Origin of the sequence: Sphingobium estronivorans (genome assembly GCF_008692605.1) — a bacterium.
Classification (GTDB): Bacteria; Pseudomonadota; Alphaproteobacteria; order Sphingomonadales; family Sphingomonadaceae; genus Sphingobium; species Sphingobium estronivorans.
Window position 1 is genome coordinate 1 of record NZ_LFCT01000022.1, and the last position, 12,279, is coordinate 12,279.

General features: G+C 63.7%; 10 protein-coding genes. 4 read left to right on the plus strand and 6 right to left on the minus strand.

The annotated features are described in order from the left end of the window. Nucleotides 1-145: 145 nt before the first annotated feature. On the minus strand, nucleotides 146-724 hold the full coding sequence (locus F7P65_RS15405; protein WP_205452103.1) for a helix-turn-helix domain-containing protein: 579 nt from the start codon (nucleotides 722-724) through the stop codon (nucleotides 146-148). A gap of 76 nt (nucleotides 725-800) precedes the next feature. Continuing rightward, nucleotides 801-974, minus strand: a complete 174-nt coding sequence (locus tag F7P65_RS22065) for a hypothetical protein (RefSeq protein ID WP_162854647.1) — start codon at nucleotides 972-974, stop codon at nucleotides 801-803. Here F7P65_RS22065 and F7P65_RS15410 point away from each other — a divergent pair. The 3 genes from F7P65_RS15410 to F7P65_RS15420 all read left to right on the plus strand — a co-directional run bounded on the left by F7P65_RS15410 (nucleotide 967) and on the right by F7P65_RS15420 (nucleotide 4,485). Then, nucleotides 967-1,590: a GntR family transcriptional regulator gene (locus F7P65_RS15410; protein ID WP_162854648.1), complete on the plus strand. Its 624-nt coding sequence runs from the start codon at nucleotides 967-969 to the stop codon at nucleotides 1,588-1,590. The genes F7P65_RS22065 and F7P65_RS15410 overlap by 8 nt on opposite strands. Nucleotides 1,591-2,096: 506 nt before the next feature. Beyond that, entirely contained in the window at nucleotides 2,097-2,729 is a 633-nt protein-coding gene (locus tag F7P65_RS15415) for a lasso peptide biosynthesis B2 protein (protein ID WP_150293281.1), read from the plus strand. Then, nucleotides 2,695-4,485: an asparagine synthase-related protein gene (locus F7P65_RS15420; RefSeq protein WP_150293283.1), complete on the plus strand. Its 1,791-nt coding sequence runs from the start codon at nucleotides 2,695-2,697 to the stop codon at nucleotides 4,483-4,485. The genes F7P65_RS15415 and F7P65_RS15420 overlap by 35 nt, the downstream gene beginning before the upstream one ends. On the opposite strand, the gene F7P65_RS15425 is transcribed toward F7P65_RS15420, so the two are convergent. The 4 genes from F7P65_RS15425 to F7P65_RS15440 all read right to left on the minus strand — a co-directional run bounded on the left by F7P65_RS15425 (nucleotide 4,367) and on the right by F7P65_RS15440 (nucleotide 11,633). Next, nucleotides 4,367-6,895, minus strand: coding sequence for a S9 family peptidase (locus F7P65_RS15425; RefSeq protein WP_150293285.1), 2,529 nt, complete (start codon nucleotides 6,893-6,895; stop codon nucleotides 4,367-4,369). The two genes, F7P65_RS15420 and F7P65_RS15425, sit on opposite strands and share 119 nt — an antisense overlap. Before the next feature lie 56 nt (nucleotides 6,896-6,951). Next, nucleotides 6,952-10,050 (minus strand): TonB-dependent receptor, encoded by a 3,099-nt coding sequence (locus F7P65_RS15430; protein ID WP_150293287.1) that lies wholly within the window; start codon nucleotides 10,048-10,050, stop codon nucleotides 6,952-6,954. Between the two features lie 120 nt (nucleotides 10,051-10,170). Beyond that, nucleotides 10,171-11,154: a FecR family protein gene (locus F7P65_RS15435; protein WP_162854649.1), complete on the minus strand. Its 984-nt coding sequence runs from the start codon at nucleotides 11,152-11,154 to the stop codon at nucleotides 10,171-10,173. An 8-nt stretch (nucleotides 11,155-11,162) separates the two neighbouring features. Beyond that, nucleotides 11,163-11,633, minus strand: coding sequence for an RNA polymerase sigma factor (locus F7P65_RS15440; protein WP_162854650.1), 471 nt, complete (start codon nucleotides 11,631-11,633; stop codon nucleotides 11,163-11,165). A 326-nt stretch (nucleotides 11,634-11,959) separates the two neighbouring features. On the opposite strand from F7P65_RS15440, the gene F7P65_RS15445 reads away from it, so the two are divergent. Then, entirely contained in the window at nucleotides 11,960-12,244 is a 285-nt protein-coding gene (locus F7P65_RS15445; protein ID WP_150293293.1) for a hypothetical protein, read from the plus strand. The last annotated feature ends 35 nt before the right edge of the window (nucleotides 12,245-12,279 follow it).

Genomic DNA, 12,279 nt, shown 5'->3' on the forward strand with positions numbered 1-12,279 from the left:
ATTGGAAGCGTCAGACCCCGCTTACTAAATGCGCGGCAACTGCAGCTTCTCACACCCAATCTGGGAATGTAATTGTTCATAACAGCCCATTGCGGTTTGACTTGCTCGTCCGACAATCAGATGCGCCGAGACGGTGATGGTCCCATCAAGTCTCGGCAAGCCGCCCTTTTCTCACTCCTACCGACAAGGGTGCGGACTTACGCGATTTGCCTTTCTGTAGCTCAAGCCACTTCTCGGCATAAGTGTCGCGCTGGCGGACGTTGGCGACCAGTTCCTTGCAGACCTTGGACATGGCTCCGATGGCGGTGCCAGGTTCCAGGAATATCAAATCGTCGCCCAGTTCCTCGTTCAATTCGCGAAGACAGGACACCATGATGCTCATGAGCTTGTTGTCAGCGCAGCGCAGGGCAAATTCAGGCGACCCAAGTTGGAGAACGGACCAGAGCGCATCGGGATCGCTGCTCGTAGCTTCGGCGAACAGACTGACCCGCTCATAGCTGATCCGTCCCTTGCCGGATTCCAGATGCTCATAGGAACGCACGGGGAGACCCATCACCTTCGCAACATCGGATGGCTTCAATCGACGGTCCGTACGGATCATGCGCATGGCCTTGGCGATCAATTCCACGTCGTGCGTCTCTTCGGTCGTTTTTTCTCTCATCTCCGCATCTTTCCCGTGCAGCCCGGCTGGCCCGACGCTGACAGGGAGCAACGTCAGTTTCACAAGAAAACCAGAAAATCAGGCACAAATAAACCCTTGATTTTCAATGAGGTCGGCTAATTGCCGAATCCGCGCCATTTTATGGCGCAAAATGCGCAAATAGCCGCGGGAAATCGGCAAATAGCTGCGGACTTGGACCCCAATATCGATAATCTGCACCATTATGCCCCATATGGATCAAATTTTCCTCGCCAGCGGCTTGCATGCCCGCAACTTCCATGATTCCGACTTGGAAGGGACGCAGAATGTTCATGGGCACCTCAGAAGACAGGGCGTATCTACAGGCCTATAAAGCCATCCGTCAGGCATTACGTGAACGTTACTGGCCAGAAGGCCAGCATGTCTCGGTCGCCCGTTGCGCGGAAACCTGCAAGTTCAGTCCAACGCCGGTTCGCGAGGCCATGGCCCGGCTCGCGGGCGAAGGCCTGCTCGAAGAACGACGGGGCCTTGGATACTTCGTACCCCGGCTTGGCCCGGTTGAATTGAGCGAACTCTACGCAGTTGCACAGAGCACGGCAGTTTCGATTTTGAACGAACCTGTCGTGCTCTCCGCTAACATCGCGGCCAATGGCGCTGAGGAAACGCTGTTCGACAGCGGGACCATATTGGTAACGCTGGCCGGCCAGACCGCGAACTCGCTCCTCTGCCTCATCGCCGCCAATCTCGATGCGCGGCTCGCACCCGTGCAACCGGCAGAAGCGACGATGTTCGACATTGCGGCTGAGTCTTCCGAGTTTCTGGCCATCCTTGGCGCAGGCGACAGGCGGCTCCTGCAGCGTTTCACCAACGCCTATTATAACCGACGGCGCAAGGCCGCCCTCGAAATCGCGCGGCGGCACGATTCCCTCGCGCGATCGGCTACTCAATGAAAATAGACGCAATATCATTTGAATAGCGTGGGGCCGGGGCGCCTCATGAGTGTGCCGATGTTCGGCACTTTCAATGAAGGAGGTTCGTGATGACCAAAGTGAAGACCGTTCGCTTGCGGCGCCTCGGCAGCGTCTCCCGCGACACCAAGGCGATCGTCCAGACGGGCGAACAGGAGGAATTCCTGCCCGTCCTGTCCTACGCCTGACCCCCATCGGGAGCGGCCTTCCTTTTGAAGGTCGCTCCTCCCTTTCCTGGAATAGCTCGGCGCACTGTGCCCTTCGCGGCCCGTCGTCGGGACGATGACCTTCATAACCCCAAGGAGGTTTGTGATGACCAAGCCACAGTCTCTGCGCCTTCGGCGCCTCGGCAGCGTTTCGCGCAATACCCTTGCGATCACGCAGATGGGCGAGAGCGAAGAATTCATGCCCGTGCTCTGCTGGCCCTAATCTTCAACGGGAGCGGCCCCTGTTCGACGCCGCTCCCCATTTCAGGGGGTCTTCTTTCCATGCCACTGACAACTGCGCCCCATGTCCGAGCCGCCGATGTCGGCAGGGACCTCATTCTCCTCGACCTTTCCGACGACAGCTATTTCTGTCTCCAGGGCGCGGATGCCGAAGATGTCATCCTTGGCCTTCGCGGGGATGACCATGATCGCGCCAATCCCGTCATCCGCGAGTTGGTCGATGCGGAACTGCTGTGCGAAGTGGACGACCATGTTCCGACCATCCTCGATCCGACATGGCCGATCGATGGCATGCCGCCGCGCGGCGACACCCTTGCCAGCCTGACTCTCATTCCAGCCATGGTCCTCGGGCTCGTGCACTATCGGCTTTTCCGCAAGTCACTGCTGCGCCGCCCGATCCGCGTCGCACCGAAAGTCAGGCTGGATGATGCCGGGGTCGCGCGTCTCGTGCAGCGTTTCCGGCAGTTGCGCATTCTCCTGCCGCGCAGCGGCCGTTGCTTCGTCCAATCCTGGTTGCTGATCCGCATCCTGCGCAAGCGCGGTATCGCTGCGGAATGGATTTTCGGCGTTCGCACTTATCCCTTCGAAGCCCATTGCTGGGTCGAATGGCAGGGGCGTGTCCTCAACGATTGGGCCGATCATGTCCGCTGGTACGATCCCATTGCACGCTTCTGATCCCTTGCGTTTCTGCGCGCTCCTGGCGCCATCGGGTTCCTCGACGGCGCAGCGCGCCCGGACCATTGCCGGTGCGCTGCGCTCGCGCCTTCCCGATCTCATGGTGCTGGCCGACGACCCCGGTTTCCTGTTGCTGGTGAGGCCTCCGCACCCAGGATGGGCCTTGCATGCTGCGCGTGAGGGCAGAACCCAGGTGCTCGGCTCCCTGCTGCCGGGAACGCTGCCGAAGGACTCACTGCCCGCCGCGCTGGAAGCCTCCACCGATCCCATCGAAGCGATGTCCGTTCTCACCCGGCTGTGCTGGGGCCGCTATGTCGCGTTCATTCACGATCCGGAACGCCAACAGACAAGCTTTATGCGCGATCCGTCGGGGGCGCTGCGCGCCTATATCTGGAAGGTCGACGGTCTGACGCTGATCACGGGCGGCCTGCCCGACGCATTGCTCGACAGTGTTGGCGTGCCACCCGCGATCGACTGGTCGGCGCTCGCAACACTGACGGCATTGCCCGAACGGGTGGGAAGCCTGAGCGCGCTGACGGATGTCACCATCCCCCTGCCGGGCACCATCTATCATATCGGCAAGGACGCCATCATCACGCAGGGCATCTGGTCGCCGGCGGCGGTCGCCCGCCAGGACGCGGCGCCCCTTGCCGATCTCCCGCGCGTGCTCGCCAATTGCATTGCCGGTTGGGCCAATGGCTCCAGCCCGGTTTCCATCGAACTGTCGGGTGGCCTTGATTCTTCCCTCATTCTGGGCGGACTTGCCCGGCGGAAAGACCGGCCGGAAATCCACGCGCTCAATCTCGTGCCGGGTGCGACCGGAGGCGGAGAGAGCCGCTTTGCCAACGCGGTCGCCGGTCACTGGGACGTGCCTTTGGTGGAGGTCGGCATTCATCCTGGCGAGATCGACTATCTCGCCCATTTGGAGCGATCGCGACCGGAGCAGCCGCTTGTCTATGGTCTCGACCTTGTCGCCGACCAGACATCGGTGCGCACGGCCGACCATGTCGGTGCCACGACGATATTGAGCGGCCAGGGCGGCGACGCGGTGCTGTTCCAGCCACGCGGTCCCCACATCGCGGCTGACCGACTGCGCGCCAAAGGGCCTGGGCCAACCTATTGGCGCCTGCTAGCCGCCAGCGCTGCATCGACCGACCGGTCCATTTGGTCCTCGCTCTGGCGATCACTGCGCCCGCTCCCCATGCGTGCGGCAGCCAATTTCCAGCCGGCATTGGCCGGACCGCAGCTGCGTGCCCAGTTGGATGCGGGTCTGCCGAGCCATCCCTGGATGGTGGAGGCAGAGCGGCTCCCGCCGGGAAGGCGCCTCCAGATCGCTATGCTCTCCAATTGCCAGATCTTCCACGCACCGACGCTCACGTCCGCTGGCCTGCGCCTTGCTCATCCCATGCTGTCGCAACCGGTAATCGAACATTGCCTGCGCGTGCCGACATGGGAGCTGGTTCCCGACGAGCGCGACCGAGGCGGCGCCCGCGACGTTCTGGCCGACTGGCTTCCGCAAGCGGTGCGCGAGCGTCGTACCAAGGGTGAAGCCACAGGCTTCTACAGCCGGGCCATCGCTCTCCAGTTCGACCGGCTGGGGCCGATGCTGCGCGAGGGTCATCTGGTGCGGCAGAACATTATCGACCGCGCGGCGCTGGAGTCGATGCTGGACCCAGAAGCGCTGCTCTGGCGCGGCGATCATTCGCTGATTGCAACGCTGGTGGCGATGGAATTGTGGGCGCAGCGCTGGGCATGAGGCTTCCTCCGACCGCCAGCCGATCGCTGAGCCAAGCGGCAATATGCTGCCACATATCTCGGATATTGCCGGGGCTGCGGAGATTATGCGCCTCGCCCCAATAGCGCAGCAAGGTCACGTCGCGGCCGCGACGGTGCAACTGCGTGAACATCCTCTCGGAATTGATGGCGAGTACCGGATCGATATCACCGTGAATGAGGAGCACCGGATCGCTGATGGCGCCGACCTGATAATAGGGACTGCTCAAGCGGTAGCGCTCTGGCGCTGCCTGCGGCCCCGTCTGCATACTCCCCTGCCCGCCTTCGGCCCAACCAAAACCCACCGTCAGCGGAAACCCCTCCTCCAGAGCAACCCGGTCAGACGGCGACAGCGTGCCATGCTGAAGCGCAAGGTCAGAAGGTGCCGCGCTGGCGATATAGGCGCGGAAGCGATGGCTTTGCGTGGCAATCTTGAGGCTGGTGTAGCCGCCGAAGCTGTGGCCATAGATCCCCATCCGCTCACCATCGACCAGGCCCGTCGCAATGGCCCGATCAACCGCCTGCTCGACCTGCGCGCGAAGTGTGGCGCCGCGATCCATGCCATCCCGCTGATCGACAAGACTGGGCATCAGGACCGCGTAACCCAAGCTGGTGAGCAGCAGCGGATTGACAGGGGCGGTCACCATATCAGGCGAAAGGGCCGGTGGCCGGTCCTTGGTGAAGGTCGAACCCGGATAGGGCACGACAACCAGAGGCAACTGCCTTCCGCTTGGTCCCGGTGGCAGGATCAGCCAATCCGCCAGGCCCGTGGCAGCGTTGGTCAGGGGCCGCATGTCCGGCAAATCAATGTCCGCCAGATGCGCATTGATCCGATCGATCTCGCGAATGCCGGCCGGCCCTGAGGCCATGAGCCGGCCGACACCCCGGCCATCGCGCGCGACCCAGAGCGCGATGCCGCCACGCCTGTTGCCGGCGAGCAGGCGTGTGATCGGAAAGTCTGCGGTCTCGACCTTGCGCATTAGCGCATCCGGCCAACCAAGCTGCGCCTCTGAACCCTGCGGGATGAAAATGGGGGCGTCGTCACTGATGGCTGTGATTGATCGATGCTGGGCACGAATGCCGATGTCGAAGCTCTCGCTCGCCGATCGCGGCATCACGACTGGCTCGCCGGCGATGATCCTTCTGGACTTTCCAGTGCGGTCGATCGTCCAAAGCCCCTCCGGGCAGGCGAGGAGCAGTCGGGCGCTCCCCGCCTGCAGCGCCGGTGGCTGGCAGGGCAGCCGCTCCAGCGCGTTGTCGATTGCAACGGCGGCACGCGGACCAATCCAGCGCTTCGGCTCCGCGCCGCGCTGGCCAAAAACGAGCGGAACCTCTCCCCACCAACCCGCGCGCACCAATCGCACGCCGCTGTCATCGGGTGGCAGGAAGGGCGTCACGCCTTTGAGCGCGGGACCACTTTGGCCGGTCCGCGCGTCAAACAGCCGAAGCTCCCCATTGACCCAATCTTCGCCGGGTTTGCGCGCATAGAACATCAGCCGATCGCCCTTGGGTGCCCACTCAAGGAAACCAGGCTGGATGTCGCAGCCAATGCAGGCCTGGCGTTCCGACCCACCCCGGATGGATAGGATCGAAAGCCGATATTGCCGGTTCTGATCGCTCGACCGCACCGGGACATTGGACGGGATGACCGTCTCCGGTCCCTCGCGGAGCAGCGCGAGCGAGGCGCCATCTGGAGAGATAGCGACGTCCGCAATCGGCCCCTCGGCAAGCTGGGTCGTTCGTCCGGTCTCGACATCCATCATCACAAGCCGGCGTTGCGGAACCGGCGCAGCCTCACCCTTGCCGCCGACGACCGAGACTCCCGGCTCCTGCCCCTGCGCCGTGCGCGCCCAGAGCGGGATGACCTCGGCCTGGTAGCGGCTGCCGGCCGCGAACGGCCAGGGCAGCGCCAAGCTGTCCGCTGCAAGCATCGCCAAGTGGCGGTCGCCCAGCCAGTCCGGTGCCGGATGCAGCAAAGAGGTCGCGGGATGCTGGGGGAGCCAGCGCACGTCCCGCGTCGCCATTTCGACGATCCCCAGCGACAACGTCTCGTCCTTTAGCCGGAAGACCGCCAGGCGCTTGCCCGACGGCGACAGGCTGGCGATCCAATAGCCCGCGCCGTCGTCCTGCGGGAAAAGCGGTTCAAGACGACTGCCATGCTGAAGGTCGAGACGCATCACGACCCCCAGCCCCCGCCGGGTAAAGCCGTCATAGCGGTAGCTCGCGGCGCTGTCATAGCGGCGATAGCGATCGATCACCGCCCACCGGCCGTCGGGATCGATCAGCGCCTGCCCGTAGCTCTCCACGCGCAGCATATCGTCCACGCCATAGGGGCGTGCGTCGGCGATGCTGGCCGCAGCCAGGCATAGCGCCGCCAGCCATGGGAAACGCATGTCATGGATTCCTGATGGTCAAGGAGTGAGGGAAGCGGCGGCCTAGCCGCGCCGCGCTACCATCGCTTTTTCACCTGCATCGATACGAAGCGGCCCAGCACATCGGCATTGGCCGGATCATAGGCAAAGCCGAGATTCCGGTCGACAAAGGGCGGGTCGCGGTCGAAGAGATTCTGCACGGTAACAGCCAGGCTCAGCCCCTTGCGCCAACCCTCCGCCGCCCGCGGTTCATAGCGCAATTGCAGGTCGACTCCGTTCCAGGAGGAAATCGGCCGAGCCGGTACGCTGATATTGTCGGTATAGGGGCCGACATGGTTGAGCGAGAGCGTCGCCCCGACATCGCCCCGCGCCCAGTCGAGTGTTCCGCGGAGGCGGAAATCGACCGGATTGCCCAACGTTCCTACTCGCTCGATCATCGGCGAAGCCGGGGTCAGTTGATCCTTATAGTCTATGAGGATCGTACTGTTGACCGAGAGGTTGAGCCGGTTCGAACCCAGTGTGAGGCTCTGACGCACCAGGAGATCGACGCCGCGCACGTCCACCCGGGCGGAGTTGACATAGCGCCCGTCGATGATCGCGCGGAAGGATTCCGGCGCGAAGGTCGTCGGCACGCTCGATCCCGGCACCGCGAGCAGTTCCCGCACGCGGGCGAGATCGGCGGCGTTATGCGCGGGATCGATCAGCGTCACATAGGGCGCGTAGATCGGATTGGTGAGCGCCTGGAGGATATTCTCGGTGACTGGCTGGCCGATCCTGTTCGAAAAGCGCGTCTGGAAATAGCTCGCTTCAAAGCCAAAGCCGGGCACGGCCTTGGGCTGGACCTTGAAGCCCAGGGTCAGCGATTTGGCCTTTTCCGGTTCGAGGTCGCGATTGCCTCCGCGCTGGGTAAGGACCGGCAGGTTGCCGCCACCCGTGGTCGGGAGCTGCGTATAGGACACGCGGAACGGATCGAAAATCTCCGGGAGCGCGGGCGCGCGGAACGACGTGCCCCAGCTTCCCCGCAGCTGCAAACCTTGCATCGGCTCCCATACCAGCCCGATCTTGGGATTGGTGGTGGAGCCGAAATCGGAATAACGCTCATGGCGGACCGCGAGCGACAGGTCGAGGCGCTCAACACCCGGGCGCGCATTGCCAGGGCCGACCAGCGGCACGGCCAGTTCGCCAAAGACCGCCACGATCGTCCGGTTCGCCTTCGCCCTCACCGGCGCTGGCGGCGTGACGCCCGAGGCGAAGGTCTGGATCGAACGGGAGAAATGCTCCTCGCGCGCCTGGGTCCCGAAGGCGAGTTTCAGCGGCCCGCCGGGCAAATCAAACAGCGTGCCGTCGGCAATCAGGCTGCCGTTCAGCAATTCGCTGCTGTAGCGTTGGCGGATGAAGCCGCTGCCGATGAAATCGGTGATGGCGGCGCTGTTGCTGCTACCATCGCCAAAGGGGTTGAAATAGCCGTCCCGCGCCACGCTATAGGCGGTGAGCGGATTATCGGCGGTGAGGCCCAGCGCTTCATTGAGCGCGCTGCTGTTGAGGAGGTGATCGCTGAGCTGCCGATCGACCTGGCGGGCGTGCGACATATAAGCGTCGACCTGCCAGTCACCGCCCAGTTCCGCGCGGACGCCTGCAGTCACGGAATGGCTGCGCACCCGCCCGCTGGTCAGGATCGGGCCGATGTCCCGGCCAAAATCATAGGCGATCGCGACCGACGAGCCGCCGGTGGGCGAGACGAACCAGGGATTGGCGCGGGTCACGCTCATGATGGTGAGCGATGGCTGCGAATTCGCATCGAATTTGCGGTCGGAATAGCGGCCCTCGGCATAGAAGGTGAGGCCGGTGGTCAATTCCTGCTCACCGCTCACGAACAGGCTGTGGCGATCCTGCTTCGAGAGCAGGTCGACATGGGCGCGCGGACTGGAGAGGCTGGCACCGGGCAGGAAGTCGCCCGGTTCAAGGTCCGTGCCATCCTGTCCATCGGGAATGGCATAGGCAGGGACATAGGTGCGGCTCACCGGGTCGAGCACCACGATCGTGCCGGGCACCGAGAAATATTGGCGATAATCATGCCCACCCAGCGGCCGAAGGTCGGCCGAGCGCGTATATTTGCGCGCGGAACCGGGGAGGCGCCCGCGATGCTGATATTCATAGGCCGCGATGATATGGCCGGTCGCCCAGCCGGCGCCCACCACCTGTCCGGCGATGATGTCCTCGCTGCCACCGCGCGTCACCGTGCCCAGCCGCAGCCGGCTTTCGGCGCCTTCGAAGTCCTTGCGCAGCAGGATGTTCACCACGCCACCGATCGCGTCCGAGCCGTAGAGGGCGGACGCGCCATCGGCGAGCACCTCCACCCGCTCGACCGCGACCGCCGGGATGCTGGAGAGGTCGGTGAAATCCCCCTTCCCGCCCGCACCGGCCGTGCGGCGGCCATTCACCAGGGTCAGGGTGGCGTCCGAGCCAAGACCGCGCAGGTTGATGCTCGACCCAAGGCCGGGGTTGATGCTGACGCGATCCGAGCCGGTGAGGCTCGTATCCTCATTGGCCATGCCGCCGAAATTCTGCGGCAACAGCGCCAGCGCCTCCGCGACCGTGCCGGCGCCCGAGCGGGCGATGTCCGTGCCGGTCATGCTGATCACCGGCGAGGATGGGGGCGCCGACGAGCGGATATTGGTGCCGGTGACGACAATGTTTTCAGCCACCATGTCCGGCGCGCGAACGGGCTTTGGACGAGGCACCATCACCTGGGGCGGGCGCTGGGGCGCGGGCCGAGGCTGGGACTGCGCCTTTCCTTGCGGCGGCGGCGCGGCTCGGGGCGAGAGCACATAGACGTTGCGACCCTGGTGGCTGACGGTGATCGGGTAGCCGCCGATCAACTTGCGCAATGCCTTGTTGGCATCCATCGATCCCACAACCGCGTTGGCCCGGCGTCCCTCCACCAGCTGGCTACGGTATAGGATCTGGCGGCCGGTCAGCACCATATAGCGCTGCAACGCCTGGTCGAGCGATCCCGCCGCGATGTCGAAATACTGACGCGCCTCCTGCGCATGAGCCAAAGGCATAATCGCGGGAACGGTCGTCAGCGCCCAGGCCGCACACAGGAGCAGGCCGCGGCGCTGTGCGGGCCTCACCCGTTTATGCGGCTGCGTTCGATGGACGTTCCTGGCTGTCATGGTTTCCCTTCCCCTGCTGGTCCGGCGGACCGAGGGGCGGGCCTCCCGCCTTTCCCTGTCGCCTATTTCTGTAACGTAAGGGAAAGGGGGTAACCCTGGACAATATGTGAAATTTTTATGTCAGGATCGGGCAGGGTCAGGAACCAGCCGAATCGCGCCATTGGCTTGCGGCTCCGCGCGCAGCGGATAGAGCGCGGTCACGGCGCGGATGAAGGCATCGCGGTCGCCCACGGCAAATCCGCCATTGACGCGCTCCTCCGCGAGATCCGGGGCTTCCAGGATGATCGGCGCCCTGGAATAGCGATTAACCTCATCGACCGCGGCGGCGAGCGAGCGGCCCTGGAACTGGAGCCGGCCGGTGGTCCAGGAGGTGATCGCCTCGACATCACCCCGCTCTTTTACGCCAAGCCCCGCTTCCCTCGCCATCACCATGTCGCCGGGCAGCAACTGGTCGGTGCAATTGCCGGACGGGCATTGCGCGGCATCCACCCGGACCTTGCCCTCGATCAGCAGGATATGGGCATCCGACTGCTGGCGGTCGATCTCGAAACGGGTGCCAAGCGCCCTGACAGTCGCCGCGCCCGCGTCGACGTCAAAGGGGCGGCTCTTGTCATGTGCAACTTCGAACAGCGCCCGGCCGCTGATCAGGGCGACGCGGCGATGCCCGGACGAAAAGCGTATGTCGACCGCGCTGGCGCTATCGAGATGGAGGCTCGTGCCGTCCTCCAGGCGAACCAGGCGCTGCTCGCCAATGCCGGTTTCATAATGGATCGCCACCGGCCAGAGAAGGAATGTGCCAAGCGCCATGGCGCCGGCAATGACCGCACCTGCCACCCATAAGATCGGCCGGTGGATGGCGGGCCGCGGCGCGGTTCGCTCGATCGCGTCATCGACCAGGCAGGCGATCTGCGGGTCTCTTCCGAGCTTCTGCGCGCTTTCCCATTGCCGGTTTACCCGCTCATAGGCGGCAGCATGGCGCGGATCCTTCTTCCAGGCGAAAAATTGCTGGAGCTCGTTCCTGTCCGCGACGCGGGAGTTGAAGCGCGCAACCCATTGGGCTGCGTCGTCTTCAATCTTCTTGTCCTCTTCCCTGCCCATCGTCATCCCTGCCCTCAGTCCGACAGCCATTGTGCACACAATATAAGCGCCTTGCTCAACCGTCCCTCGACGGTCTTGACCGAGACTCCCAGCCTTTTTGCGATATCCACATTCGTCATGCGTGTGAACCGCGACAAAAGAAAGACCGTCCGCAGATCCGGTGGCAAGGAGACGATCGCCTGTTTCAGCCCAAGCAGATATTCCTGATCCCCCCAGTCCGCGATGTTCCAGGAAGGATCGGGATCATTTGCAGCCATCGGCGCCGGTCGCGTCTTGTTGCGGCGCATCTGGTCGAAGGCGAGGTTGAGCCCGATCCGCAGCAGCAGCGCGCGGGGACGGTGCTCCGCCTCCTCTTCGCTATAGCGCGCCACCCTTATATAGGTGTCCTGCACCAGATCCTCCGCCTCCAGGCCTGAGCCTGCAAATCGGCGTTGCAGCCTCCCAAGCAGCCAGCCCGCATGATTGCGGTACAGCCGATCGACCATCCCATCCTGGCGGCTACCCCCTGATAGCCACGGCATTTTCCCTCGCTCGCCGGTCATTACCCGCGCCTTTCCTCGCATTACCAAGGGCGCGCCGTCCCATGAGGACGGCGAAGGAAAGGCTCCATGCCGGCGCGTCGCGCAAAGTGCGCGCGCATGGATCGGGCATGCCACTGCAAAGCCTGGCTCGCCGATCTTCGGTACAGGGGTTTCCACGCCCCGCCATCGGCCTCCCGACGGCAGGAAGAAGACTCCTGCATCAGGAATCCGCTGGCAAGGCCTTGGGAAAAGGGGTCGGGTGTTGGAAATCCTGTACCAGGACCCGTTATTTGGACGTCGCACCGCTGCCGACCGGCCAAGCCAAAAGCCCGCCGATCCCCCGGCCCATGGGATACGCGTCCTGTTTCACGGCACCCGACATCCTCTCCATAGCGCAGCCGACGCGGCTGTCTAATTGCACCGCACAAAGCGAAGAAAAAATAATGGCTTGGCTCGCTCTGCGCAGCAATTTGCGCGTTTTCCGCCAATTAGCTGCGCAGATTCGGCATTTAGCTGCGGAAACTCCGCAGCTAAATGCCGACTTGCGACGAAGCGGCCTCGCCGCCGGCGGATGATTCGGGATGTGCGAACGGCCTGAAACGCTGGGACA

Coding starts and splice junctions, on each gene's coding strand:
- F7P65_RS15410 (WP_162854648.1), top strand. CDS start 967: ATGTTCATGGGCACCTCAGAAGACAGGGCGTATCTACAGGCCTATAAA.
- F7P65_RS22065 (WP_162854647.1), bottom strand. CDS start 974: ATGAACATTCTGCGTCCCTTCCAAGTCGGAATCATGGAAGTTGCGGGC.
- F7P65_RS15415 (WP_150293281.1), top strand. CDS start 2,097: ATGCCACTGACAACTGCGCCCCATGTCCGAGCCGCCGATGTCGGCAGG.
- F7P65_RS15420 (WP_150293283.1), top strand. CDS start 2,695: ATGTCCGCTGGTACGATCCCATTGCACGCTTCTGATCCCTTGCGTTTC.
- F7P65_RS15425 (WP_150293285.1), bottom strand. CDS start 6,895: ATGCGTTTCCCATGGCTGGCGGCGCTATGCCTGGCTGCGGCCAGCATC.
- F7P65_RS15430 (WP_150293287.1), bottom strand. CDS start 10,050: ATGACAGCCAGGAACGTCCATCGAACGCAGCCGCATAAACGGGTGAGG.
- F7P65_RS15435 (WP_162854649.1), bottom strand. CDS start 11,154: ATGACGATGGGCAGGGAAGAGGACAAGAAGATTGAAGACGACGCAGCC.
- F7P65_RS15440 (WP_162854650.1), bottom strand. CDS start 11,633: ATGGTCGATCGGCTGTACCGCAATCATGCGGGCTGGCTGCTTGGGAGG.